This is a genomic window from Marinobacter sp. ES-1, from assembly GCF_000475255.1.
In the GTDB taxonomy this organism is placed as follows: Bacteria; Pseudomonadota; Gammaproteobacteria; order Pseudomonadales; family Oleiphilaceae; genus Marinobacter; species Marinobacter vinifirmus.
Genome location: NZ_AXBV01000027.1, coordinates 58,034 through 82,579 on the forward strand (window position 1 = coordinate 58,034; position 24,546 = coordinate 82,579).

Annotated in this window: 19 protein-coding genes and 4 tRNA genes; 5 read left to right on the plus strand and 18 right to left on the minus strand. The window is 57.4% G+C overall.

Annotated elements, in window-relative coordinates:
- Positions 1 to 54 precede the first annotated feature (54 nt).
- Positions 55 to 927, plus strand: a complete 873-nt coding sequence (locus Q668_RS02620) for a MurR/RpiR family transcriptional regulator (RefSeq protein ID WP_022988044.1) — start codon at positions 55 to 57, stop codon at positions 925 to 927.
- A gap of 56 nt (positions 928 to 983) precedes the next feature.
- Here Q668_RS02620 and Q668_RS02625 read toward each other — a convergent pair whose 3' ends face one another.
- The 11 genes from Q668_RS02625 to Q668_RS02670 form a co-directional block, all read right to left on the minus strand.
- A complete protein-coding gene (locus tag Q668_RS02625; RefSeq protein ID WP_022988045.1) occupies positions 984 to 2,828 on the minus strand; it encodes a SurA N-terminal domain-containing protein in 1,845 nt (614 codons plus the stop codon).
- Between the two features lie 158 nt (positions 2,829 to 2,986).
- A complete protein-coding gene (locus Q668_RS02630) occupies positions 2,987 to 3,259 on the minus strand; it encodes an HU family DNA-binding protein (RefSeq protein ID WP_022988046.1) in 273 nt (90 codons plus the stop codon).
- Between the two features lie 236 nt (positions 3,260 to 3,495).
- Positions 3,496 to 5,913, minus strand: a complete 2,418-nt coding sequence (gene lon / locus Q668_RS02635) for an endopeptidase La (protein ID WP_022988047.1) — start codon at positions 5,911 to 5,913, stop codon at positions 3,496 to 3,498.
- On the minus strand, positions 5,910 to 6,077 hold the full coding sequence (locus tag Q668_RS17185; RefSeq protein ID WP_022988048.1) for a hypothetical protein: 168 nt from the start codon (positions 6,075 to 6,077) through the stop codon (positions 5,910 to 5,912). Before Q668_RS17185 ends, lon begins: the two co-directional genes overlap by 4 nt.
- Before the next feature lie 13 nt (positions 6,078 to 6,090).
- Entirely contained in the window at positions 6,091 to 7,374 is a 1,284-nt protein-coding gene (gene clpX, locus Q668_RS02640) for an ATP-dependent Clp protease ATP-binding subunit ClpX (RefSeq protein WP_022988049.1), read from the minus strand.
- A 76-nt stretch (positions 7,375 to 7,450) separates the two neighbouring features.
- Positions 7,451 to 8,086, minus strand: coding sequence for an ATP-dependent Clp endopeptidase proteolytic subunit ClpP (gene clpP / locus Q668_RS02645; RefSeq protein WP_022988050.1), 636 nt, complete (start codon positions 8,084 to 8,086; stop codon positions 7,451 to 7,453).
- Between the two features lie 174 nt (positions 8,087 to 8,260).
- A complete protein-coding gene (gene tig / locus Q668_RS02650) occupies positions 8,261 to 9,565 on the minus strand; it encodes a trigger factor (RefSeq protein WP_022988051.1) in 1,305 nt (434 codons plus the stop codon).
- 217 nt (positions 9,566 to 9,782) lie between these two features.
- A tRNA-Leu gene (locus Q668_RS02655) sits at positions 9,783 to 9,867 on the minus strand.
- Positions 9,868 to 9,933: 66 nt separating this feature from the next.
- A tRNA-His gene (locus Q668_RS02660) sits at positions 9,934 to 10,009 on the minus strand.
- 88 nt (positions 10,010 to 10,097) lie between these two features.
- A tRNA-Arg gene (locus Q668_RS02665) sits at positions 10,098 to 10,174 on the minus strand.
- A gap of 33 nt (positions 10,175 to 10,207) precedes the next feature.
- Positions 10,208 to 10,284: transfer RNA gene (locus tag Q668_RS02670), tRNA-Pro, on the minus strand.
- 225 nt (positions 10,285 to 10,509) lie between these two features.
- On the opposite strand from Q668_RS02670, the gene folD reads away from it, so the two are divergent.
- Positions 10,510 to 11,370, plus strand: a complete 861-nt coding sequence (gene folD, locus Q668_RS02675) for a bifunctional methylenetetrahydrofolate dehydrogenase/methenyltetrahydrofolate cyclohydrolase FolD (protein WP_022988052.1) — start codon at positions 10,510 to 10,512, stop codon at positions 11,368 to 11,370.
- A gap of 121 nt (positions 11,371 to 11,491) precedes the next feature.
- Here folD and Q668_RS02680 read toward each other — a convergent pair whose 3' ends face one another.
- The 4 genes from Q668_RS02680 to ltrA form a co-directional block, all read right to left on the minus strand.
- Positions 11,492 to 13,672, minus strand: coding sequence for a malate synthase G (locus tag Q668_RS02680; protein WP_022988053.1), 2,181 nt, complete (start codon positions 13,670 to 13,672; stop codon positions 11,492 to 11,494).
- 151 nt (positions 13,673 to 13,823) lie between these two features.
- Entirely contained in the window at positions 13,824 to 15,209 is a 1,386-nt protein-coding gene (gene cysS, locus Q668_RS02685) for a cysteine--tRNA ligase (RefSeq protein ID WP_022988054.1), read from the minus strand.
- Positions 15,209 to 16,888: a glutamine--tRNA ligase/YqeY domain fusion protein gene (locus Q668_RS02690; protein WP_022988055.1), complete on the minus strand. Its 1,680-nt coding sequence runs from the start codon at positions 16,886 to 16,888 to the stop codon at positions 15,209 to 15,211. Before Q668_RS02690 ends, cysS begins: the two co-directional genes overlap by 1 nt.
- A gap of 139 nt (positions 16,889 to 17,027) precedes the next feature.
- The gene (gene ltrA / locus Q668_RS02695; protein WP_022988056.1) at positions 17,028 to 18,809 is read right to left on the minus strand and encodes a group II intron reverse transcriptase/maturase; all 1,782 of its coding nucleotides are present in this window, start codon (positions 18,807 to 18,809) and stop codon (positions 17,028 to 17,030) included.
- A 1,172-nt stretch (positions 18,810 to 19,981) separates the two neighbouring features.
- Here ltrA and Q668_RS02700 point away from each other — a divergent pair.
- Positions 19,982 to 20,482: a peptidylprolyl isomerase gene (locus Q668_RS02700; protein WP_022988057.1), complete on the plus strand. Its 501-nt coding sequence runs from the start codon at positions 19,982 to 19,984 to the stop codon at positions 20,480 to 20,482.
- Positions 20,479 to 21,204: a UDP-2,3-diacylglucosamine diphosphatase gene (gene lpxH / locus Q668_RS02705; protein WP_022988058.1), complete on the plus strand. Its 726-nt coding sequence runs from the start codon at positions 20,479 to 20,481 to the stop codon at positions 21,202 to 21,204. Before Q668_RS02700 ends, lpxH begins: the two co-directional genes overlap by 4 nt.
- On the opposite strand, the gene Q668_RS02710 is transcribed toward lpxH, so the two are convergent.
- Together Q668_RS02710 and Q668_RS02715 are read right to left on the minus strand one after the other, a co-directional pair.
- Positions 21,199 to 22,032 (minus strand): hypothetical protein, encoded by an 834-nt coding sequence (locus Q668_RS02710; protein WP_022988059.1) that lies wholly within the window; start codon positions 22,030 to 22,032, stop codon positions 21,199 to 21,201. The genes lpxH and Q668_RS02710 overlap by 6 nt on opposite strands.
- Complete coding sequence (locus Q668_RS02715; RefSeq protein WP_022988060.1) at positions 22,033 to 22,803, minus strand: ferredoxin--NADP reductase; 771 nt, start codon at positions 22,801 to 22,803, stop codon at positions 22,033 to 22,035. It abuts the gene before it with no gap.
- A gap of 158 nt (positions 22,804 to 22,961) precedes the next feature.
- On the opposite strand from Q668_RS02715, the gene Q668_RS02720 reads away from it, so the two are divergent.
- Positions 22,962 to 23,840 (plus strand): LysR family transcriptional regulator, encoded by an 879-nt coding sequence (locus Q668_RS02720; RefSeq protein ID WP_022988061.1) that lies wholly within the window; start codon positions 22,962 to 22,964, stop codon positions 23,838 to 23,840.
- Here the strand turns inward: Q668_RS02720 and Q668_RS02725 are convergent.
- Positions 23,837 to 24,451: a tRNA-(ms[2]io[6]A)-hydroxylase gene (locus Q668_RS02725; protein ID WP_022988062.1), complete on the minus strand. Its 615-nt coding sequence runs from the start codon at positions 24,449 to 24,451 to the stop codon at positions 23,837 to 23,839. The two genes, Q668_RS02720 and Q668_RS02725, sit on opposite strands and share 4 nt — an antisense overlap.
- Between the last annotated feature and the right edge of the window lie 95 nt (positions 24,452 to 24,546).

Below are 24,546 nucleotides of genomic sequence, written 5' to 3' on the forward strand. Positions count from 1 at the left end.
CCCGCAGCAGGTATAATGACGTCTTACCACCAGAACAGAAGGGAGTATAGCTGCATGGCGGACAACCCGGGACGCAGAGACGACAACCTGCTTGAGCAGATCCAGAATCGCCTGGAATCGCTGAATAAATCCGAGCGCAAGGTTGCCGAGGCCATTCTCAAAGACCCGAGTGCGGCAACCCGGTACTCCATCGCTGCCCTTGCCCGCGCAGCGGATGTGAGCGAGCCGACGGTCAACCGGTTCTGCCGCGGATTCTCCGCAACCGGCTTTCCGGACTTCAAAATCCGGCTGGCCCAGAGCATTGCCACCGGCACCCCCTACGTGGGCCAGGATATAGAGCCGGATGACAGCCCGGCGGAGTATGGCGAAAAAATCATGCTCAGCACCATCGCCAACCTGGACAAGGCAAGGCAGGCGCTGGACCCACAGGCCATTGCCACAGTGGTGGATTACCTGATCCAGGCCAAGCAGATTGGCTTTTTCGGCATGGGCGGTTCGGCCTCGGTGGCCCTGGATGCCCAACACAAGTTTTTCCGCTTCAACATCCCGGTAACCTCCTACGACGACGCCCTGATGCAACGCATGGTGGCCGCCGGTTCCGGGGTTGGCGACGCCATCGTGCTGATCTCCTTTACCGGCCGTACCCGGGAAACCGTGGAGATTGCACACCTGGCCCGGGCCAACGGTGCTACGGTTATCGGCATTACCAATCCGGAGTCGCCGCTGGCGGAAGCCTGCACCGCGGTTGTGGGTGTCACTGCACCGGAAGATACCGAGGTCTACATGCCCATGTCTTCCCGGATCATTCACCTGACGGTCATCGATATCCTGGCTACCGGAGTCACCCTCAAGCGCGGCCCGGATTTCCTGGATCACCTGAAAAAGATCAAGGAAAGCCTGAAGGCTACCCGCTTCCCCCAGAACTGATCCCCGGATACGAAAAAGGGTGCCCGAGGGCACCCTTTACGGTCTGAAGCCTGACCTTAATTCCGCTCGACTTCAGCGGTGTTTCTCAGGTACTGCTGATAGGCCTGGTACTCACGCTGTCCCTCAAGCTGCGCCAGGAACTGCTGCAGCTGGCGGTACTCAGGATTATCATCCTGAACCTCACCCGGGTTAACCGCGCTCAGCACGATCACCGCCGCCTCGCTACCACCCAGCGCCTTGCCGACAACCGGCTGCTCGCCTTCAGGATGCGGCAGGGAGAACACAGCCTGGGCAATGAACGGATCCAGTCCTGCCACGTTACGGCCCTCGCCTTCAAAACCCTGCCACTGGTCAGCCATCGGCTGCTCACCGGCTTCTACCGCAGCCACCAGCTCGGCCGCACGGTCATCCAGGGCCTTGCGGGTTGCACGGCTGGTCAGCAGGTCACGAACCTGGCCTTCAACATCCGCCAACTCCAGCTGGCGCGGCTCCTGATACTCGCGAACCCGGGCCACCACCGCACGATTATTTTCAACATCGATCAGTTCGGTGTTGTAGCCGCCAGTCAGCACGTCGTCAGAGAACAACTGTCGAACCAGTCCGGCGTGGTCAAACGGCCCAGGGCCGCCGTCGCGAGTTACACCAGAGACTTCCTGAACTTCCAGCCCCAGTTCGGAGGCCGGGCCCGCCAGGTCATCCGCAGCATAGGCAGCATCCGCCAGCTGGGACCGCACTTCGGCGAAACGCTCGGTTGCCCGGGCACGGGCCAGCTCGTCACGCAGTTCGGCCTCCAGCTCCGCAAATGCCGGCACATCGGCACGGCGCACTTCTTCAAGGCGAATCAGGTGCACACCAAAGCTGGTTTCCACCGGGCCGGAGGTTTCACCTTCTTCCAGTGAAAACAGCGCTTGCTCGAAAGCTTCGTCATAAACACCGCGACCTGCAAAGCCCAGATCACCACCCTTACGGGCGGAAACGGTATCAACCGAGAACTCTTCCGCCAGCGCAGCGAAGGATTCACCCTCGTCCAGACGCTGCTGGATGGTTGCCATGGTTTGCTCAGCCTCGGCACCCGCTTCAATCAGGATATGGGCGGCACGACGCTCTTCACGGGCAAAGTCTTCGGCCCGCTCATCATAGTAGCCACGCACTTCCTCATCGGAGATTTCGATGGCACTTGCCAGGGCCTCCAGCGACAGGGTGATGTAGGCGGCAGAAACCTGTTCCGGTTTACGGAACTGGTCTTTGTTGTCTTCGTAGTATGCCTCGATGTCTGCATCCGATACCGACACCTGGTCGGCTACCGCATCGGCATTAATCGTCAGTACGCGGAAGTCCCGGGTCTGGTTCTGGATTGCCAGCAGTTGTTCCGCCTGGGCGGGAACCGCAAGGCCGGTCTGGGCAATCGCCGCACGGATCTGGTTAACCACGTAGTTCTTGCGCAGGCTTTCACGGAATTCGGCAACACCCATACCCAGGTTACGCACAGTGGCCACAAAGCGGTCGCGGTTGAACTGGCCATCCACCTGGAACTGGGGCATCTGGGTAATCAGGGAATCGATGTCGGCATCGGAAAGTTCGAGGCCCTGGTTGGCAGCGTCCTGGGTGAGCACGGCTTCCTGGATCAAAGCCTCCAGAACATCCCGGCGAACCTGGTCTTCATCCACCAGTGACGGATCCGGGTTTTCCATCTGCATGAGGCGTTGCTGGGTTTCCAGCTGAACGGTGCGCAGGAACTCCCGTTCGGTAATGTCGTTACCGTTTACGGTGGCCACTTCCGGTTCACCGGTGAAGCCGCCAATGATCGCGTCCATCCCCCAGATCGACAAGGAAATGATCAAAAGGCCGATAATAACCTTTGCGATGGTGCCCTGGGCATTATCCCGAATATCTTGAAGCATGTTATTCCTGAATCCCTGTTCAAGGTCGTGCGGATGTTTTGTTGGCGAGAAGCTGTTCTGGCAGCCCCTTCTTAACGCAAAAAGGCGCACCCTTTACGGAATGCGCCTCGAGTTCCTGCGGCAGCTCCCGCGTGCGAAAGCCGCCAAAGAAAGAACCGTTACTTAACGGCGTCTTTCAGGGCCTTACCTGCTTTGAAGCCAGGTACTTTAGAGGCCGCGATCTTGATTTCAGCGCCGGTCTGCGGGTTGCGGCCGGTACGGGCTGCACGCTCTTTCACAGAGAAGGTACCGAAACCGATCAGGGTAACCTGGTCGCCTTTCTTCAGAGCACCGGTGATGGAGCTGGTCATTGCATCCAGCGCACGGCCAGCTGCTGCTTTGGAAATATCTGCGGATTCTGCAATTGCGTCGATCAGTTCGGACTTGTTCACACTAAACCCCTTCGATTTCAGGTTGAAGATGTTATAGGTCGGATTTTTTTAGCGGACTTTTCCGACTATCGCATAAGCAGTCGGAGAATTCCATTCTTCTGTTTTTTTATTCCTTGCGGTGTTTCACCGGTGATCGGAATAGGCACATACTGCGCGGGAGCCCTTGGTATTGGCTGCTTCACGGCGAAACAGTTATACCAATGGGCTCTCCGACGTGTCAACAACTCATCCCGTCATTAATGAGTATTTATGCGCTCGGTAACATCACTGGCATCTTCTTTTGCTTTCGAAGACGCCGCTTTGCCAGGGGCATTTTCGGCAGACGGATCCGGTGCGTATTCCAGGGCAATGTCCAGCACCTCGTCAATCCACTTCACCGGACGAATCTCCAGCGACTCCTTGATATTATCCGGTATCTCCTTGAGATCACGGACATTTTCATCAGGAATCAGAATGGTCTTGATGCCACCACGGTGGGCTGCCAGCAACTTTTCCTTCAGTCCGCCGATCGGCAGTACCCTGCCCCGCAATGTGATCTCACCGGTCATGGCCACATCGGCCCGCACAGGAATTCGGGTCAGTGCAGAAACCAGCGCGGTGCACATGCCGATACCGGCGCTCGGGCCGTCTTTCGGGGTTGCACCTTCCGGAACGTGGATGTGCAGATCGTGCTTTTCATGGAAATCGTCAGCAATTCCAAGCCCTGCTGCACGGCTGCGAACCACGGTGAGCGCAGTCTGGATAGACTCCTGCATCACATCACCCAGAGAACCGGTTTTCACCACCCGGCCCTTACCCGGAGTCAGGGCGCATTCGATGGTCAGCAGTTCGCCGCCCACCTGGGTCCAGGCCAGGCCCGTCACCTGGCCAACCTGGTTGTTCTCCTCGGCCAGGCCGTACTTGAACTTCTTCACGCCGGAATAATCTTCCAGCATGTCCGGCGTCAGGGTAATAGAAGCGTTATCACTGCTCTCTACGTGCTCACGCACCACCTTACGGCAGATCTTGGCAATCTCCCGCTCCAGGCCACGCACACCGGCTTCCCGGGTGTAGTAGCGGATAAGGTCGCGCAGGGTCTCTTCCGGCAGCTTGAGCTCGTCCTTACGCAGGCCATTAGCCTTGATCTGCTTGGGCAGCAGGTAACGCAGGGCAATGTTGACCTTCTCGTCTTCGGTGTAACCCGGAATCCGGATGATCTCCATACGGTCCAGCAACGCCGGCGGAATATCCATGGAGTTGGAGGTACACACGAACATCACATCGGAAAGGTCGTAATCCACTTCCAGGTAATGGTCGTTGAAGGTGTGGTTCTGTTCCGGGTCCAGGACCTCAAGCAGGGCCGACGCCGGGTCACCCCGATGGTCCATACCCATCTTGTCGATTTCATCGAACAGGAACAGCGGGTTCTTCACCTCTACCTTGGCCAGCTTCTGCAACAGCTTGCCCGGCAAAGCGCCGATGTAAGTTTTGCGATGACCACGGATTTCCGCTTCGTCACGCACGCCACCCAGGGCCATGCGGGTGTATTTCCGGTTGGTAGCCTTGGCGATGGACTGCCCCAGCGAGGTCTTGCCCACACCGGGAGGCCCTACCAGGCACAATACCGGCCCTTTGACCTTCTTCACCCGGCTTTGCACCGCCAGGTACTCAAGGATGCGCTTTTTGACTTCATCCAGGCCGTAGTGGTCCCGGTCGAGAATCTCGCGCGCTTTTTCCAGGTCGTGGCGAACGCGGCTGCGCTTTTTCCACGGCACTGCCAGCATCCAGTCGATGTAGCCCCGCACTACCGTGGCTTCGGCAGACATGGGAGACATCATCTTCAGCTTGTTCAGCTCCGCTTCGGTCTTCTTGCGGGCTTCTTCCGGCAGGCCGGCCTGCTCGAGCTTCTGCTCCAGCTCTTCAAAATCGTTGTTACCCTCACCCAGATTGCCCATCTCTTTCTGGATGGCCTTCATCTGTTCGTTCAGGTAATACTCCCGCTGGCTGCGCTCCATCTGCTTCTTCACGCGGCCACGGATGCGTTTTTCAACCTCGATCAGGTCGATCTCGCCGTCCAGCTTGCCCAGCAGCAGGTCTACCCGCTTGCGTACATCCAGGGCTTCCAGCAGTTCCTGCTTCTCCGGAATGCGCATATCCAGGTGCGCGGCCATGGTGTCTACCAGGCGCTCCAGCTCATTGATGCCGGTGAGTGCATTGGACACTTCCGAAGGCACTTTCTTGGACAGCTTTACGAACTTCTCGAATTCGCCCATCAGGGTCTTGGTGAGAACGTCTTCTTCGCGCTCGGGCAAAGACTCCTCATCCATCAGAACAGCCTGGCCGGTCAGGAAGTCGGCTTCTTCAATGCCGGTAATGCTGGCCCGGGCATTACCTTCAACCAGCACTTTAACGGTGCCGTCCGGCAACCGGAGCATCTGCAGCACAGTAGCCAGCGTGCCCATGTCGAACACATCTTTCGGGCCCGGCTCGTCGGTAGAAGCGTCTTTCTGGGCGACCAGAAGGATTTCCTTGCTGCCCTCCATCGCGGCTTCCAGGGCCTGGATGGATTTTTCTCGGCCCACAAACAGTGGCACCACCATGTGCGGAAATACCACCACATCCCGCAGCGGGAGCAGCGGATATTCTTGCACGGTTTCTTCAGGTATACGGGTCATAGGGAATCCTCTGACAGCGTTTCTTTCAGCATATCACCCATCATTGGGGCGCAGACAAAAATTGCAATCTTTTTACGAAAGGAAAGCACGGGCGGGATGATGCGGTTTTGTGAAAGCAGGCCAATGAAAAAGGGGCGTTGCCGCCCCTTTTTCTGATGCACCATGACGGTCCGGAAATCAGTCTTCCGGTACTGCCTTGGCGTGATCGCTGCTGGCGTAGATCTTGAAGGGCTCGGAATCGCCCTTGATCACGCTTTCATCAATCACCACCTTGGACACATCGTGCTCGGATGGAATCTGGTACATGGTATCCAGCAGAGTGGCTTCCATGATGGAGCGCAGGCCCCGGGCACCGGTCTTGCGTTCCATGGCCCTTCTGGCCACCGCGCGCAGGGCGTCTTCCCGGAAATCCAGCTCCACACCTTCCATATCGAAAAGCTTCTGGTACTGCTTGGTCAGTGCGTTCTTGGGCTCGGTCAGGATCTGCACCAGGGCCTCTTCGTCCAGCTCGGTCAGGGTTGCCACAACCGGCAAACGACCGACGAACTCCGGAATCAGGCCGAACTTCACAAGGTCCTCGGTTTCCACATCACGGATGATGTCGCCGGTGTTCTTGCTGTCGTCCGGGCTCTTCACCGTAGCGGAGAAACCGATGGAGCTGCGCTCGGACCGTTCCTGAATCACCTTTTCCAGGCCAGCGAAGGCACCACCACAGATAAACAGCATGTTGGTGGTATCAACCTGCAGGAACTCCTGCTGCGGATGCTTGCGGCCACCCTGGGGCGGAACCGATGCAACCGTGCCTTCGATCAGCTTGAGCAGTGCCTGCTGAACACCCTCACCGGATACGTCCCGGGTAATGGAGGGGTTGTCAGACTTGCGGGAAATCTTGTCGATTTCATCGATGTACACAATGCCGCGCTGGGCCTTGTCGACATCGTAGTCGCACTTCTGCAGCAGCTTCTGGATGATGTTTTCAACATCCTCACCCACATAACCGGCTTCGGTCAGCGTGGTGGCATCGGCAATGGTAAACGGCACGTTCAGCATGCGGGCCAGGGTTTCAGCCAGCAGTGTCTTACCGCTACCGGTCGGGCCGATCAGCAGGATGTTACTCTTGCCCAGCTCCACGTCGCTCTTGCCTTCACCATAACGCAGACGCTTGTAGTGGTTGTACACCGCTACAGACAGAACCACCTTGGCGCGATCCTGGCCGATCACATATTCGTTCAGGGTCTCCCGGATTTCCGCAGGGGTAGGCAGCCGGTCGCTGGCCTCTTCCTGGGCATTTTCCTGGATTTCTTCCCGAATAATGTCGTTACACAGGTCTACACACTCGTCGCAGATGAACACCGAGGGCCCTGCAATGAGCTTACGGACTTCATGCTGGCTCTTTCCACAAAACGAGCAGTACAGCAACTTGCCGTTATCGTCGCCTCTGCCGTTTCTTTCATCTGCCATTGAAATACCTCTGTTCTTCGTTGGTCGGCGCAATCAAACAGTACGCCGACCAGGGATGATGCGATGACTTTCAGTATTAGTTATTCGATACGCGCTTATCAAGTACTGTATCGATCAACCCGTACTCCTTCGCCTGGACCGGGTCCATGAAATTATCACGGTCGGTATCACGGGCGATGGTATCCAGGTCCTGGCCGGTATGGTGGGCCAGAATGGAGTTCAGAGTATGGCGAATCTTCAGAATCTCGCGGGTGTGGATCTCGATATCCGTTGCCTGGCCCTGATATCCGCCCAGCGGCTGGTGGATCATCACGCGGGAATTCGGCAGGCAGGCACGCTTGCCCTTGGCACCACCGGCAAGCAGGAAAGCACCCATGCTGGCCGCCTGGCCAATACACAGGGTAGAAACGTCCGGCTTGATGAACTGCATGGTGTCGTAGATCGACATACCCGCAGTTACGGAGCCACCCGGGCTGTTGATGTACAGGTGGATATCTTTGTCCGGGTTTTCGGATTCCAGGAACAGCAGCTGGGCAACCACAAGGTTCGCCATGTGATCTTCAACCGGGCCAACCAGGAAAATCACCCGCTCCTTGAGCAGACGTGAATAAATGTCGAAGGAACGCTCTCCACGTGCCGTCTGTTCAATTACCATCGGCACCAGACCGGCGCTGGTTATCATTGTAGGGCCATCAAACGGTTTCTGCGTCATGTGCGCCTGAACTCCTTATGGACAATGGGCATGGACTCCTGCGGAGGATATCCTGAATCGGCGATCAGGACACCCCTGAATACTTATACTCTGCCAGCAGTAAGCCCAGATGAAAACAGCCGGACACGCCGGCTGTTTCCAGAAAGCGGCACCGGGCACCAGGCCCGGGCCTGATCAGCGCTGCTGCTGACCAGCGGCTACCGCTTCTTCGTACTTCATTTTCTTCTCGCTCACCTTGGCCTGGGCCAGGACGTGGTCAACCACGGCATCTTCCAGTACAGAAGACTCAACCTGGGCCTTCTGGTCCGGGTTGCTGCTGAAGTGGGCGATAACTTCGTCCGGCTGCTCGTAGGTAGAAGCGATTTCCTGGATCTTCTCTTCAACCTTGGCATCATCGGCTTTCAGGTCGTTCTTCTTGACCACTTCCTGGAACAGCAGGCCGGTCTTCACGCGGCGCTTGGCCTGGTCTTCGAAGATTTCCTTCGGCAGCTGCTGGAAGTCAACCTGGCCACCGAAACGCTGAACAGCGTCCTGGCGCAGACGGTCGATTTCCTGGTCTACCAGGGCAGACGGAATGTCCAGCTCGGTGGTCGCCAGCAGGCCTTCAACAACGTCGTTCTTGACCTTGTTGGAAACCGCCTGCTTGAGCTCGCGCTCCATGTTCTTCTTCACTTCCTCACGGAAGGCCGCTTCGTCTTCGGCTTCGATACCGAACTTCTGGAAGAACTCTTCGTTCAGTTCAGGCAGCTGCGGCTCTTCAACCTTGTGAATGGTGATAGCGAACTTGGCAGGCTTACCGGCCAGGTCTTCGTTGTGGTAATCTGCAGGGAATTCCACGTCGATTTCCAGCTCTTCGCCGGCCTTACCACCAACAATGCCCTTCTCGAAGCCCGGAATCATCTGGCCGGAGCCCAGGGTCAGGCGATGGCCTTCAGCGGAGCCGCCTTCGAACTCTTCACCGTCGATGGAGCCTTTGAAGTCGATGGTCACAACGTCCTTGTTCTTGGACTTGCGCTTCACTTCCTTCATGGTGGCCTGCTGACGACGCAGGTTATCGATCATGGTATCGATGTCTTTGTCAGTCACTTCAGACACCGGCTTCTCGACTTCAACCTTGCTCAGGTCGCCCAGTTCGATTTCCGGCAGCACTTCAAAGATAGCCACGAACTCGAGGTCTTTGCCCTCTTCCATGGTCTTCGGCTCGAACCGCGGCCAGCCGGCCGGGTTAACGTCCTGCTCCTGCAGTGCCTTGATGTAGTTGTCGCGCATAACCTCGCCAACAATTTCCTGGCGGATGCTGTCACCGAAACGACGCTTGACCACGCTCATGGGCACCTTGCCAGGGCGGAAACCGTTCAGGCGAACAGTACGGGCAGTTTCCTGCAGGCGTTTCTGGACCGCCTGGTCGATTTCCTGGGCGGGCACACCAATCGTCATGCGACGCTCGATGTTGGAGGTCGTTTCAACAGACACTTGCATGGAAGATCCTCAAATTACAGATTCTGTATGTGAATGAAAATTAAAACAAAATCCCGAATGAAGCGGTTCACCCCAAAGGGACGCAAAATTAAAAGCCGGTAGTTTATCACGGTTTACCCTGCCGAGAGAATCACCCGACACGACGGAATAACGGTTTGAGACCAGCACCACAACCGTACTGGACAAAAGATGGGGACAAATCAGAAAAAAGAAAGGGTGGTGCGAGAGGAGAGACTTGAACTCTCACGGGTTGCCCCGCTGGAACCTAAATCCAGTGCGTCTACCAATTCCGCCACTCTCGCATATCCGTCGCAGCACCGATCCCGGAACGGGAAGGTCAGAACCACGGAAACAAACAAGGGGAAAAGTGGGGTGGACGAAGGGGTTCGAACCCTCGACCGCAGGAGTCACAATCCTGAGCTCTACCAACTGAGCTACGTCCACCACATCAGGGAGGTACCTTACGGTACGCATCTGCTTACTTCAACTTTGCTGGTTCGGCGAGTCCGGTGCCAACCTGCTTCGAGCAGTATGGCGCGCCCGGCAGGACTCGAACCTGCGACCATCCGCTTAGAAGGCGGATGCTCTATCCAGCTGAGCTACGGGCGCTTGACCGTTCGCCCACCTGAACATCCAGAAAAATGGTCGGGGTAGAGAGATTCGAACTCCCGACATCCTGCTCCCAAAGCAGGCGCGCTACCAGACTGCGCTATACCCCGTTAACTGAACAACAAGTGCCTCAGCAAAGTTGGCGCGCATATTACCGGCGCCTGAGGCATCCGTCAACACGGTTTTTAAAAAACCTGCGTATAACGTTGATTCAGAAGACTGCCTGCCCCCGCAAAAGTTCCCTCCGGGAAGCTACATTGGCGTTCACGACGAAGCATGAGACAATGCGCGGCCTCACTTCACCACTATTCATGCCCAACCGACAAGACGGAAACATGAGCGCCAAACTGATTAACGGAAAAGACATTGCCGCACAGGTCCGGCAGCGGGTTGCTGCCGGCGTGGAAGCCCGCAAACAGAAGGGGCTTCGTGTACCAGGCCTGGCCGTGGTACTGGTCGGCAACGATCCCGCCTCGCAAGTTTATGTAGGCAACAAGCGCAAAGCTTGCGAACAGGCCGGTATCCTTTCACTGTCTTACGACCTGCCCGCAGACACCTCCCAGCAGGCCCTTGAAGCCCTGGTAGACGAGCTGAACGAAAACCCGACGGTAGACGGCATCCTGGTACAGCTTCCCCTGCCCTCACACCTGGACGCAGACCCGATCCTGGTAAAAATTCGTCCGGACAAAGATGTGGACGGCTTCCACCCCTACAACACCGGCCGCCTGATGCAGCGCAAGCCCGCCCTGCGCCCCTGCACACCGGCTGGCGTGATTACCCTGCTGGACTCCGTTGGCACACCCTATAAAGGCCAGCACGCCGTGATTGTGGGTGCTTCCAACATCGTCGGCCGCCCCATGTGCATGGAGCTGCTGCTCAAAGGCGCCACCACCACCGTATGCCACCGCTTTACCGACAACCTGGAAAAGTTTGTCAGCGAAGCAGACATCCTGGTCGCCGCAGTGGGCAAACCCGGCATCATCAAGGGCGAATGGGTAAAACCCGGCGCCACGGTGATTGATGTAGGCATTAACCGGATGGCCGACGGAAAACTGTGTGGCGACGTGGACTTTGAGGCGGCAGCTGCGCGGGCCGCTTATATCACCCCGGTTCCCGGTGGTGTGGGACCGATGACCATTGCCACGCTACTGGAGAACACCTTGTATGCGGCGGATGTGCTGCATTCGGAGGTCTAGATTCTTCGGAGACCGGCGCTTACAGAAGGGTGGGGTCGTACCCCCGCCGGGGGTACGACCCCCTTGTAGCCTGCAAGGCCCACAAAAAACCCCGCCGAGGCGGGGTTTTTTGTGTCCGGTCTTACTGACCGTACTTGGCTTTTGCCTTCTGACGATAGGCGTGCAGCAGCGGCTCGGTGTAGCCGGCCGGCTGTTCGCGACCTTTCAGAACCAGGTCCACAGCCGCCTGGAAGGCAATGCTGTCGTCGAAGTTCGGCGCCATGTTGCGGTACCCGGCATCGCCGGCGTTCTGCTTGTCGACCACGGCTGCCATGCGCTTCATGGTTTCCATGATCTGCTCTTCGGTGCAGATACCGTGGTACAGCCAGTTGGTCAGCAGCTGGGAAGAGATACGCAGGGTTGCGCGGTCTTCCATCAGGCCGATGTCGTTAATATCCGGCACCTTGGAGCAGCCAACGCCGGAATCGATCCAGCGAACTACGTAGCCGAGGATACCCTGGGCGTTGTTGTCCAGTTCTTGCTGGATGTCTTCGGCCGTCAGGGCAGACGGATCTTCCATCACCGGCACCGTCAGGATGTCCTCCAGGGACGCCCGCTCGCGGTTAGCCAGCTCTTTCTGTACGTCAAACACATTCACCTGGTGGTAGTGCGTGGCGTGCAGGGTAGCGGCAGTCGGAGACGGAACCCATGCCGTGTTGGCACCCGCTTTCGGATGACCGATCTTGGCTTCCAGCATGCCAGCCATCAGGTCTGGCATGGCCCACATGCCCTTACCGATCTGGGCAACACCAGACAGGCCGGTTTCCAGGCCGATGTCCACGTTCCACTGCTCGTAGGCGCTGATCCAGGCCGCCTGTTTCATCTCACCCTTACGGATGAACGGACCCAGCTCCATGGAGGTGTGGATCTCGTCGCCGGTGCGGTCCAGGAAGCCGGTATTGATAAACACGGTGCGCTCTTTGGCAGCGTGGATACAGGCTTTCAGGTTAACCGTGGTGCGACGCTCTTCGTCCATAATGCCGACTTTCAGGGTAAAGCGCGGCAGGCCAAGGGCATCTTCAACGCGGCCGAAGAATTCGTTGGTGAAGGCCACTTCTTCCGGGCCGTGCTGCTTGGGCTTAACAATGTACACAGAACCCTTGGTGCTGTTCTGGAACTTGCCGTCACCCTTCAGGTCGTGGATGGCAATCAGGGACGTAACCAGGCCGTCCATCAGGCCTTCCGGAATCTCGCTGCCGTCTTTCAGCAGGATAGCCGGGTTAGTCATCAGGTGGCCGACGTTACGAACGAACAGCAGGCTGCGGCCCTTCAGGGTAACTTCGCTGCCGTCAGCGCCGGTGTAGCTGCGGTCGCCATTCATGCGACGGGTCATCATCTGACCGCCTTTCTCGAAGGACTCTTCCAGGTCACCCTTCATCAGGCCCAGCCAGTTTTTGTAGGCCAGCACCTTGTCATCCGCGTCTACGGCAGCCACGGAGTCTTCGCAGTCCATGATGGTGGTCAGGGCTGATTCCATCAGAACGTCTTTAACGTTGGCACCGTCGTCTTTACCGATCGGATGGCTGGCATCGACCTGGATTTCGAAGTGCATGCCGTTCTTCACCAGCAGAATACCGGTAGGTGCATCGGCAGCGCCGGTGTAACCCACAAAGCCGGACTCGTCTTTCAGGCCGGTCACTTCACCGTTCTGCAGTTTCACCGCCAGCTTGCCGCCGTCGATGTAGTACCTGGCAGCATCGTTATGGCTGCCGGAAGCCAGGGGCGCGGAGCCGTCCAGCAGTTTGCGGGCCCACTCGATAACCTTGGCACCACGAACCGGGTTGTAACCACGGCCTTTCTCGGCACCGCCTTCCTCGGAAATAGCATCGGTGCCGTACAGGGCATCGTACAGGCTACCCCAGCGGGCATTGGCAGCGTTCAGCGCGAAACGGGCGTTCATGATCGGCACAACCAGCTGCGGGCCGGCCATGGTGGCGATTTCCGGGTCTACGTTGGCGGTAGAAATTTTGAAATCCGCCGGCTCGTCAACCAGGTAACCGATTTCTTTCAGGAAGGCCTTGTACTCGGCCATGTCCAGCTTCTGGCCTTTATGGTCACGGTTCCAGGTGTCCATTTTTTCCTGGATCTCGTCGCGCTTGACCAGCAGGTCGCGGTTGCGCGGAGCCAGCTCGTTCACAATCTTGTCGAACTCGGCCCAGAATTTTTCAGCGTCAACGCCGGTACCCGGGATCGCTTCGTTGTTTACGAAATCGTACAGATTCTTGGCGATTTGAATGCCGCCAACTTGAACGCGTTCTGTCATCGTTGCTTGCCTCGATGGGTTATGTTTCCCGACTCCCCCTTAGCGCACCAGGTGCGGGGGCATTAGTATTTGAGCGGCGCATTGTACGTGAAAATCCCTACAAGGTCATTCCCACTCAGCACAATGCGACTTTATGTGTATCAACCGGATCTCAGGCGCGGCGCCAGGTGGTTCCTTCCCGGCTGTCATCCAGGATAATGCCCTTGTCCAGCAGCTCATCGCGAATGCGGTCTGCTTCAGCAAAATCCTTTCCCTTGCGCGCGTCGGCGCGGGCCTGGATCATCGCCTCGATATCTTCCGCCGTCAGCTCACTGCCGGTATCCGCCTGGAAGAATGCTTCCGGGTCCTGCTGCAGCAAGCCCAGCACCGCACCCAAACGCACCAGCACGGCCGCACTGCGCTTGGCAGCCTCTTCGTCACCTTCCCGGCGCTGATGATTAATGTCATTAGCTACCGCGTGCAACACAGCAATGGCGCCTGCGGTGTTGAAATCGTCGTCCATAGCCTCGGCAAACCGACGATCATGGTCGGATTCCGGCACATCGGCTTCTTTCGCCGGCGTGATGCCACGCAGGGCGTGATACAGCTTGGTCAGCGTGCGGCCAGCTTCGGCCAGGTTGTCTTCTGAATAGTCCACCTGGCTGCGGTAGTGGCTGGACACCAGGAAGTAGCGCACCACTTCCGCCGGGTATTTTTCCAGGATCTCGCGAATGGTGAAGAAGTTGCCCAGAGACTTGGACATCTTCTCTTTGTTTACACGAATGGCGCCGGCATGCATCCAGGTGTGCACAAACTTGTGGCCGGTGGCGCACTCGGACTGGGCAATCTCGTTCTCGTGGTGCGGGAACAGCAGGTCCGGGCCGCCGCCGTGGATATCGAAGGTATCCCCAAGGCACTTGGTGGACATGGCAGAGCACTCGATGTGCCAGCCCGGGCGACCTTCACCCCAGGGCGACTGCCAGCTCACCTCGCCCGGCTTGGCAGTTTTCCACAGGGCAAAGTCCGCCGGACTGCGCTTGGCTTCCTGCACGTCCACACGGGCACCCGCCAGCAGGTCTTCCAGTTTCTTCTTGCTGAGCTTGCCGTAATCCGGGAATGAATCCACCGCAAAGTACACGTCGCCGTTGTCCGCCGCATAGGCGTGGCCGCCGGAAATCAGGGTCTGGATCATGGCGATGATGTCGTCGATGTAAGCTGTCGCCCGGGGCTCGTCATTGGGCGCCAGCACGCCCAGACGCGCTTCGTCTTCGTGCATCGCGTGGATCATGCGGTCGGTCAGGTCGGTGTAGACCTCACCGTTTTCGTCCGCCCGACGCAGGATCTTGTCGTCGATATCGGTAATGTTGCGCACGTAGTGCACATCATAACCACGGTGGCGCAGGTACCGGGTAATCACATCGAAGGCCACCAGCACCCGGGCATGGCCCAGGTGGCAGTAGTCGTAAACCGTCATGCCGCACACATACATGCGCACCTTGCCCGGCTCGATGGTTTTGAACTCTTCCTTTTGCTGCGTCAGCGTGTTGTAGATGCGCATTACTTGCCTCCCTTACCCCAGGAATCCCTCAGGGTCACGGTACGGTTGAACACCGGCTTGCCGGCCTTGGCGGTCAGTTCCTGGTCGCAGAAGAAATAGCCTTCCCGCTCGAACTGGTAAGGCAGGTCGGTACGCGGCTCGGCCAGGCTTTTCTCTACCCGCGCGCCTTTCAGCACCACCAGGGATTCCGGATTCAGGTGGTCCAGGAAGTCGCCTTCCTTGTCGCTGTCCGGGTTCTCGTGGTTGAACAGACGGTCGTACAGATTGATATCTGACTCAACGCTATCAGTGGCCGACACCCAGTGAATCACGCCATTAGGCTTGTAGCCTTCGGGGTTCACGCCCAGGGTGTTCGGATCGTATTCGCACTTCAGCTCGACAATTTCGCCACTGTCATCACGCACAACCTCTTTGCAGGTCATCACGTAACCACCGCGCAGGCGCACCGCTTGGTCCGGGGCCAGCCGCTTCCACTTGCGTGGCGGCTCGATCACGAAGTCTTCCCGGTCGATGTACAGGGTCTGGCTCCAGGTCACTTCCCGCTCACCCATCTCCGGCTTCTGCGGATGCACCGGCAGGGTCAGGGTTTCAACCTGGTCGGCCGGGTAGTTGGTCAGGGTCACCTTGAGCGGGCGCATGACGCACATGGCGCGGGGCGCCCGGTCGTTCAGGTCTTCGCGAATGGCATATTCCAGCATGCCCACATCCACGGTGCCGCCGGCCTTGTTCACACCGATCATGTCGCAGAAACTGCGGATGGACTCCGGGGTGTAACCGCGACGACGCATGCCGGAGATGGTCGGCATCCGGGGATCGTTCCAGCCGTCTACCACGTTTTCGTCCACCAGCCGCTTCAGCTTGCGCTTGCTGGTGATGGTGTAGTTCAGGTTCAGCCGGGCAAATTCGATCTGGCGTGGGTGGCACGGAATGGTGATGTTATCCAGCACCCAGTCGTACAGCGGCCGGTGATCTTCAAACTCCAGGGTGCACAGGGAATGGGTAATGCCTTCCAGGGCATCGGAAATCGGATGGGTGAAGTCGTACATCGGGTAGATGCACCACTTGCTGCCGGTCTGGTGATGGTCGGCATAGCGAATACGGTACAGGATGGGGTCCCGCATGTTGATGTTCGGAGAGGCCATGTCAATCTTGGCCCGCAACACCAGCTCGCCGTTCTGGAACTTGCCGTCGCGCATATCCCGGAACAGCTGCAGGCTTTCCTCCACCGGACGGTCCCGGTACGGGCTGTTCTTGCCCGGCTCTTTCAGGGAACCGCGGTATTCGGCCATCTGTTCGGCGTTCAGCGCGCACACATAGGCCTTGTCCTTCTGGATAAGCTCTTCGGCGAAGGCATACAACTGGTCAAAGTAGTCCGAGGCATAGCGTACTTCGCCCGCCCACTTGTAACCCAACCATTCGACATCCTGCTTGATAGCGTCGATGTATTCCTGGCTCTCTTTTTCCGGGTTGGTGTCGTCAAAGCGCAGGTTGCATTCGCCATTGAAGGTTTCGGCAATGCCGAAGTTCAGGCAGATAGACTTGGCGTGACCAACGTGCAGATAACCATTGGGCTCCGGCGGAAAACGGGTAACGACCGTGCCGGTGTGCTCGCCCTTGGCGATGGCATCTTCGATCAGGCTTTGAATAAAGTTGTGGGCTTTCTTCGACTCGGCGCTCATACAATCTCTGTCAACGGGGGATGAAACATGGGAGCAATCCGAAGGCTCCGTGTCGGGTAGGGACAGGCCATTACTGGCCCATCCCCCCCTAAGAACCGTACGTGCGAGTTTCCCCGCATACGGCTCAAGCCTATTTAAGTCAGGCCTTCGCCTGACCGGCAGCTCGCTCAGTAGAGCGCATTCTAATGCCGCTCCACTTAAGAGTCACCTTTGTTCCGCCCTGGCTATGAACCTGGGCGTGGCAGTTGGGATGAAGTAGTACCCGATTCTGTAAGGTATCGGGGCCGCCGTCCACACGTCGAATGATGTGATGGTCGTGCCAGCCTGTTACCTCCGTCACCGGTTGCCCACAGAGTGCACAGAGTCCTTTTTGCCGGATATACAGGCTCATGATCTGTTTACGGAAACGCAGTTTGTGCCGTTGCCGCTGAACTCTGAGAGCTTCCCACTTCAGTTCGTGCTCTACGTCATAGGGCTGATAATCAACCGGTAGACGTTTATGGCGCACGATGGGCGTTCCAGGCAGGTAATACAGTTCCCGGTAGGCCCTCTCCCCTCTGCGATTTATGTAGGGGTACGCAAATACCCGCTTCCGACCGCCTATGTGATGGAAGTATTTCTTCCTGATCCAATTAGCGGACTTATTCGGATGCCTGCGTTTTGCCCACCTCCAGAGTCGCCAGAAAATCAGATTTTCCAGTTTACTGAAGATTTCCTTCGCCACGACTGGGGAATGGTAACTGGCCCACCCCCGCAGTATCGGGTTCAGTTGCGCGATGAGCGCCTCTTGCGTTAGCGCGCCGCTGCTTTTAATGACATCGCTTACCCTCCGATAGAACGTTTTCACGCTCTTCTTTGAGGGCTTGATCAGCAGCTTTGGCTTCCGGTACGGCGATTTCGGCACATACTTTCTGAAATTCCACCCCAGAAAGTCGAACCCCTCGGTGATGTGAGTCAGGTGCGTTTTCGCTTGTGACAGTTCAACGCCTCGCTGTGCAAGGAATTGTTCTATCCAAGGCTTGATGACGTCCGCCAACAGCTCTTTGGAGTCTGCTAGTACGACGAAGTCATCCGCATACCGTATCACATGCACCTTTCTCTTCCCGGCTTTTGTTTTTCCAAGCTGATCAGCCAGATGGCATTTCAGTTGAGCTTCCAGGCCGTTCAGAGTGGCGTTTGCCAAGCTAGGCGAAATGATCCCGCCCTGTGGTGTTCCGGCTGTGGTAGCCGAGTACTGTTGCCGGTCGATAACCCCGGCTTTCAACCACTTTCTGAGGATTGCCTTGTCCATACAGACATTGCGACTCAGCCACTCATGGTTGATGTTGTCAAAGAACCCCTTGATGTCGGCTTCCAGAATCCACTGCGCACCGGTTTGCGGTGCCAGCAGATGGAAGAGCTCCACCATCGCGTCGGCCGTCGAGCGATCTGGTCGAAACCCATAGGATTTCGGATCACTTGTGACCTCAACAACGGGTTCAAGGGCAAGGAGATGAAGCGCTTGCATGGCACGATCCAGCATGACTGGAATGCCAAGCGGACGCTTCTCCTTTTTGCCGGGCTTTGGAATCCATACCCGTTTTAGGGGCTTGGGTCGATAGCCGCGTTTCTCTGACAGACTTTGTACAGCACACCATTTGGCACTGGGCGTCCCCCAGGTGATACCGTCCACTCCGGGCGTTTTTTTGCCCTGGTTTTCGGTTACTCGTTTAACGGCCAAACATCGGCCGTAGAACGAGCTGACTAACAACCGTTGGAGGCGTTTTACCTTCCGCCAGTTTTCGTCTTTTGCCGCCTGCGCGATTCTCAACTGCGTTTTTCGAACAGTGGTTTCCACCGTGGCCCAAGGAACCTCCTGCCAAGATGTTACCCTGCTGCTGGAAGACGCAGACGTTTCTGGGTAAGCCAGATTTGTTTTCATACTGTCCTCCTTGAGGAATTTAAAGAATCCTCCGGAGGCAGATGTCCCCCGAGGGGGATATCTACCCCCTCGGGTTCGTTGCTTTAATCCTCGCCGAAATCGGCAAGTGTCATCACGCTAATAGACCAGGTGCACGTCAGCCATGGTTTCCCACGTCGGCGTGTTTCAGCCGCTATGCTCGCCATTACAGCCAGCCATTTGCTTTTTGCACCTTCCTACTCCTCACTCTGATCAGCTTCGCTTGCGCGTTGCCTGCCCTTTGCTGGGCCAGAGATCAGGGTTTCCACGTTCCCTGTCTGTCACCAATCCATCCCCTTAGGTTCCATCTATCCACCGGCGGTTCTTCGGTACCGCATCACTTAGTTCCACAGTAATGACCAACCGCGTTGCCGATTTTTGGCTGGGGCCGATAATCGCCGTAGGCCCGTCAATAGTTACGATGGGTTTGTCGATGATTCACATGTGTTAACCGTAGGGAGGGGTCACTAGCCGCACCAACTCCGTGCGATTCGGAGTTGATATCCATCTCGTCGCCGAGTTGGATAATCTCTGGGAATGCGACATTGTCAGACGGGCTTCACACCATCGGGTTGGCCCCAATAGCATGCCGTCGTAGTGAACTCGCAGGTACATGCGAGGATCCGATACCTTTCGCCAGGCAGGCGATCAGCCGGACATTAACAGACAGAGCTTTCGCTCCGCGTGGTTGGATACTAAGCACTCAAGTCTCGCGACTTTAGAGACATTGCACTCAGTAACCTATTTAGAGGGCGCACGAACCCCGTAGGGGTCGTGATCCCCTATAGGGCTTCGTGCTCTGTAACAATTTTTTACAAAAAATTGTCCTTCAGCTTTAAGAAATCACGAAAATCGATCACTTATTGATCGGATAGCCGTAGATTTCTTGTATCGGATGGTCCGATATTTTTCCTGAGCTGTTCGCCCAGTTTGGCTATTCAGCTATGCTTAGTATGCTATTTTCGGCTTCAAATCATTGAATATCAACGATTTCTGGTGCCAAGGCTAGCTACCACCAATCACACGACACGATAACGTGTCGCACGAAACCGCCTATTATACTCACAAATAGTCTCAGGACTCATGCACACAACGAAACTCTTCAGTACAATAGCGACTTTGATCATTCCGACCTCAAACTACAGGAAGCCCTGATGATTCTGCTGAAAACCAACCTCGGTGATATCAAACTGGAACTGGACTACGAAAACGCGCCGGAAACCGCCAAGAACTTCGAGCAGTATGTTCGTGAAGGTTTCTACGATGGCCTGATCTTCCACCGGGTAATCAGCAATTTCATGATCCAGGGCGGCGGCTTCGAGCCGGGCATGACCCCGCGCAAAACCCGCGAGCCGATCCAGAACGAAGCCGATAACGGCCTGAGCAACAAAACCGGCACCATCGCCATGGCCCGCACCATGGACCCGCACTCCGCAACTGCCCAGTTCTTCATCAACGTGCAGGACAACGGCTTCCTGGACCACACTACCAAGAATGCCGAAGGCTGGGGTTACTGCGTGTTCGGTAAGGTTGTTGACGGCATGGACACCGTGAATCAGATCCGCGCCGTTCGCACCACCATGAACGCCGGCCACCAGGACGTTCCCTTCGAGGACGTGGTTATCGAGAAGGCCGAGGTTCTGGAGGACGCGTGACCACGCTGTTTATCTCCGACCTGCACCTGGAAGAATCGCGCCCGGACATCACGGGCGCCTTTCTCGGGTTCCTGAAAACCCACGCCATGGGTGTGGAGCAGCTGTACATTCTGGGCGACTTCTTTGAAGCCTGGATTGGCGACGACGAACGCACGCCGCTGCAGGAACAGGTAGCTGCGGCACTCCGTGAAGTGCGGGACAGTGGCACAGAGATTTTCCTGATGCACGGCAACCGTGACTTCCTGATCGGCAATGACTACTGCGAGCGGGCCGGCGCCACCCTGCTGGACGACCCTACTGTGATCGACCTGTACGGCACCCCTGCCCTGCTGATGCATGGCGACAGCCTGTGCACCGCCGACGTGGAATACCAGAAGTTCCGGGCCAACATGCGCAATCCGCAGATGCAGAAAATGATGCTGGCCCGCCCACTGGAAGACCGCCAGCAGATGGCGCGACAGCTGCGCCAGATGTCCATGGCCAAGAATCAGGGCAAAGCCGAAGACATCATGGATGTCACGCCCGAAGAAGTGGTGAAAGAGCTTGAACATCATGGCGTACAGCTGATGATCCACGGCCACACTCACCGACCGGCCATCCATGACCTGGAAGCCAACGGCGAACCCGCCCGGCGGATTGTACTTGGTGACTGGGACACGCACGTTTGGTGGCTGGAAGCCCGTTCAGGGCAGGAACCGGACCTGAAGAAAGCCCCGCTATGATTCGGGGCCGCCGGCTGGCTCCCGATAGGTTTCCAGCCGCTTCAGCCAGCCTGGCAGCCAGCATTCCCGCTCAATCGGATTCCCGGCATTCTCCGCCCGCCGGGCAAGCACCCGGCCGGCGGCTTCCCGGAACGACTGCAATTCGGTTTTATCGCCTGCCGTGTCCATCTCCAGCAAGACCTGCAACAGCCCCCAGCCTTGGCCCTGGTAACGCTCACCTTCCGCGAGCCCCTCGCCCTTGAAGTTCACATAATCCATAAGGGCGTATACGCCGCCGGGGGTGGCACTCAAAGCTTCCAGGTGAGCACTTACCTGCTGCTGGCGATTCTCCGGAGCGGCCGCCACGATCTTGCCCAGAGATTCAGCTGCCCGCCGAAAAATGAACTCCGCCTGAAGCCCCTGGGTTCCGGCCAAAAACTCTCTCAACTCGGCAATCCTGGCAGAATCTTCCAGGACGAGAAACGCAGCCCTGTCAGGCCAGGGCGCATCGAAGGGCTCGAGGCTGCGCAACCAGTCTGGCACCTTGGCCTGGCGTTGCACCATGTAACGGATAAGCTGGGGGAAACTTTCTGTGAATCGGCCCTCTACCCCCTCCGGATACCAGATAAAGTGCCCGATACCCAGAGACGGAAAGGCTTCGCCTTCGTTCCAGTGCACCAGGCAATCGAACCGGCTGGCGCATTCGTTGGCGAAGATTTTCTGGCCCACCCAGTCCAGCTGGGCAGGCTTGAGGGCCAGCGAGTCCGCCGTCACCGGGTCCCGGTCCGCATCGCACCCGGACAAGGCCAACAGCATGGCCGTCAGCAACAACGGAATCAGCGGCCTCATTTACTGCTCCACAAATGCCCGCTCGATAACATAGTGGCCCATGTCACCGCCACGGGCTTCTTTAAAGCCCATGTCGTTGAGGATGTTGCAGGTATCCTTGAGCATGCTCGGGCTGCCGCAAATCATGAAGCGGTCCTGCTCGATATCAAATTCCGGCAGGCCCAGATCCCGCGTGATCTTGCCGGTTTTCATGGCTTCAGTCAGGCGGCCCTGGTTGCGGAACGGCTCCCGGGTAACGGTCGGGTAGTACAGCAGCTTGCCGGACACCATCTCGCCAAAGAATTCATTCTCCGGCAATTCGTCGATCTCTTGCTGGTACGCCAGTTCAGATACGTAGCGCACGCCGTGAGTGAGGATCACCTTATCGAAGGCCTCGTACACTTCCGGGTCTTTGATAATGCTCATAAACGGCGCCAGCCCGGTACCGGTGCTGATCAGCCACAGGTTGCGGCCCGGCAGCAGGTTATCCAGCACCAGGGTGCCAGTGGGCTTGCGGCTGACCAGGATCTCGTCACCTACCTTGATCTGCTGCAGGCGGGAAGTCAGCGGGCCATCGGGCACTTTGATAGAGAAGAACTCCAGTTCTTCCTCGTAATTGGCACTGGCGATGCTGTAGGCACGCATCAGCGGCTTGCCATCGGTTTCCAGGCCGATCATCACAAAATGGCCGTTCTTGAAACGGAAGCCCGGGTCCCGGCTGGTTTTGAAACTGAACAAGGTGTCGTTCCAGTGATGCACACTGGTCACGGTTTCTTTCATCATTTTGCTCATGGGGCCCTCGCCAGATTATTTGCGGTCAGTCATCAATTGGTAACCAGTTTAACCTTTTGCTTGAAATCGACAAAACAGGCTGTTCTCATAAACCTGTTCGATTTTATCGATAACATGGCCTCACCCATTAAAAAAGCTGCAACAGTGCCGGACCAATCATGAAATACAGTTTCCGTCAGCTCGAAGTCTTCCTTGCCGCCGCCCACTTCCAGAACATCACCCGGGCTGCGGAATCCCTGGCCATGTCGCAGTCGGCTGCCAGCAGTGCCCTGAAGGAACTGGAAAACCAGTTCGACATCCAGCTGTTCGACCGCGTAGGCAAGCGCCTGCAGCTGAACGAACTGGGCAGGCTGTACCGGCCTAAGGCCGAGTCCCTACTGGCCCAGGCCACCGAACTGGAACAGGCCCTGAGCAAGCACTCGGAAGTCGGCGCCCTGAAAGTAGGTGCCACACTGACCATAGGTAACTATCTGGCCGTTGGCGTGATGGCCCAATACATGAATACCCCTACCCGGCCGAAAGTATCGCTGGAAGTGGCCAACACCAGCACCATCGCAAAACGGGTCAGGGACTTTGAGCTGGACATCGGCTTGATTGAAGGCGAACTGCAAGCATCGGAACTGGAAGTGATCCCCTGGCGGGAAGACCGGCTGGTAGCCTTCTGCTCCCCTACCCACCCGCTGGCAGCAAAGGGCGAACTGACCGACGACGACCTGCGCGCCGCCACCTGGATTTTGCGGGAACAGGGCTCCGGCACCCGCCAGAGCTTCGAGCGCGGCATGCACGGCCTGCTGCCAGACCTGAACGTATTACTGGAACTGGAACACACCGAAGCCATCAAGCGCGCCGTGGAAGCGGACCTGGGCATCGGATGTCTGTCAGAAGTGGTGCTGGCCGATGCCTTCAAACGCGGCAGCCTGGTGCCCCTGAAAGTGCCCCACCGGCAGTTTGACCGGCATTTCTACTTCATCCTGCACAAGCAGAAATACCGAAGTGCGGGGATTGCCCGGTGGATGGCCTTGTGCCAGGAGCTTTAAGAACTTTTTGCCAAAGGCCCGCTATGAAACCGGAACTCCGAATCCGGCTCTTCAATCAGCCGCTGCTCGATGGCCATAAAATCCGCTACCCGCTCATCCACCGGGCCGCCGTTGGCCTGTACCGCCAGCTTCAGGTAATCCTGGTAATGCCGCGCTTCGGATTTCAGCAGGCTGTTGTAGAACTCCGCCAGTTTCTCATCCAGGTGCGGTGCCAGGGCTGCGAAGCGTTCGCAGGAGCGGGCTTCGATGATGGCACCGACAATCAGCACATCCACCAGGCGGCCTGGATCGTCCTTGCGCACGGCTTCGCGCAGGCCGGCGGCATAGCGGGCCGGCGTCAGGTGGGTGTAGGCCACACCCCGCTTGTTCATGATTGCCAGCACCTGCTCGAAGTGCCGTAGCTCTTCCCGTGCCAGGCGGGACATTTTTTTCAGCAGGTCGGTGTTGTCCACATACCGGTACATCAGGCTCAGGGCGGTGGAGGCTGCTTTCTTTTCGCAATGGGCGTGGTCAATCAGCATCAGGTCCTGGTTGGCCAGGGCGTTCTCGATCCAGCGCGATGGCGTTCGGCAGGGCAGGAAATCGTGTATCTCTTGCAGGGCTTCGTTCATGGCTTTGGCAACGGTCCGGTTCAACAAGCGCGGGAGTATAACGCACCTAACAGAACTCTCCGACCTCTGTCCAACTTAACTTTATAAGGGCTTTC

Excerpts from the sequence above, each read along its gene's own strand:
- Q668_RS02620 (WP_022988044.1), top strand. The coding sequence starts at position 55 with ATGGCGGACAACCCGGGACGCAGAGACGACAACCTGCTTGAGCAGATC.
- Q668_RS02625 (WP_022988045.1), bottom strand. The coding sequence starts at position 2,828 with ATGCTTCAAGATATTCGGGATAATGCCCAGGGCACCATCGCAAAGGTT.
- lon (WP_022988047.1), bottom strand. The coding sequence starts at position 5,913 with ATGACCCGTATACCTGAAGAAACCGTGCAAGAATATCCGCTGCTCCCG.
- Q668_RS17185 (WP_022988048.1), bottom strand. The coding sequence starts at position 6,077 with ATGGTGCATCAGAAAAAGGGGCGGCAACGCCCCTTTTTCATTGGCCTG.
- clpX (WP_022988049.1), bottom strand. The coding sequence starts at position 7,374 with ATGGCAGATGAAAGAAACGGCAGAGGCGACGATAACGGCAAGTTGCTG.
- clpP (WP_022988050.1), bottom strand. The coding sequence starts at position 8,086 with ATGACGCAGAAACCGTTTGATGGCCCTACAATGATAACCAGCGCCGGT.
- tig (WP_022988051.1), bottom strand. The coding sequence starts at position 9,565 with ATGCAAGTGTCTGTTGAAACGACCTCCAACATCGAGCGTCGCATGACG.
- folD (WP_022988052.1), top strand. The coding sequence starts at position 10,510 with ATGAGCGCCAAACTGATTAACGGAAAAGACATTGCCGCACAGGTCCGG.
- Q668_RS02680 (WP_022988053.1), bottom strand. The coding sequence starts at position 13,672 with ATGACAGAACGCGTTCAAGTTGGCGGCATTCAAATCGCCAAGAATCTG.
- cysS (WP_022988054.1), bottom strand. The coding sequence starts at position 15,209 with ATGCGCATCTACAACACGCTGACGCAGCAAAAGGAAGAGTTCAAAACC.
- Q668_RS02690 (WP_022988055.1), bottom strand. The coding sequence starts at position 16,888 with ATGAGCGCCGAGTCGAAGAAAGCCCACAACTTTATTCAAAGCCTGATC.
- ltrA (WP_022988056.1), bottom strand. The coding sequence starts at position 18,809 with ATGAAAACAAATCTGGCTTACCCAGAAACGTCTGCGTCTTCCAGCAGC.
- Q668_RS02700 (WP_022988057.1), top strand. The coding sequence starts at position 19,982 with ATGATTCTGCTGAAAACCAACCTCGGTGATATCAAACTGGAACTGGAC.
- Q668_RS02710 (WP_022988059.1), bottom strand. The coding sequence starts at position 22,032 with ATGAGGCCGCTGATTCCGTTGTTGCTGACGGCCATGCTGTTGGCCTTG.
- Q668_RS02715 (WP_022988060.1), bottom strand. The coding sequence starts at position 22,803 with ATGAGCAAAATGATGAAAGAAACCGTGACCAGTGTGCATCACTGGAAC.
- Q668_RS02720 (WP_022988061.1), top strand. The coding sequence starts at position 22,962 with ATGAAATACAGTTTCCGTCAGCTCGAAGTCTTCCTTGCCGCCGCCCAC.
- Q668_RS02725 (WP_022988062.1), bottom strand. The coding sequence starts at position 24,451 with ATGAACGAAGCCCTGCAAGAGATACACGATTTCCTGCCCTGCCGAACG.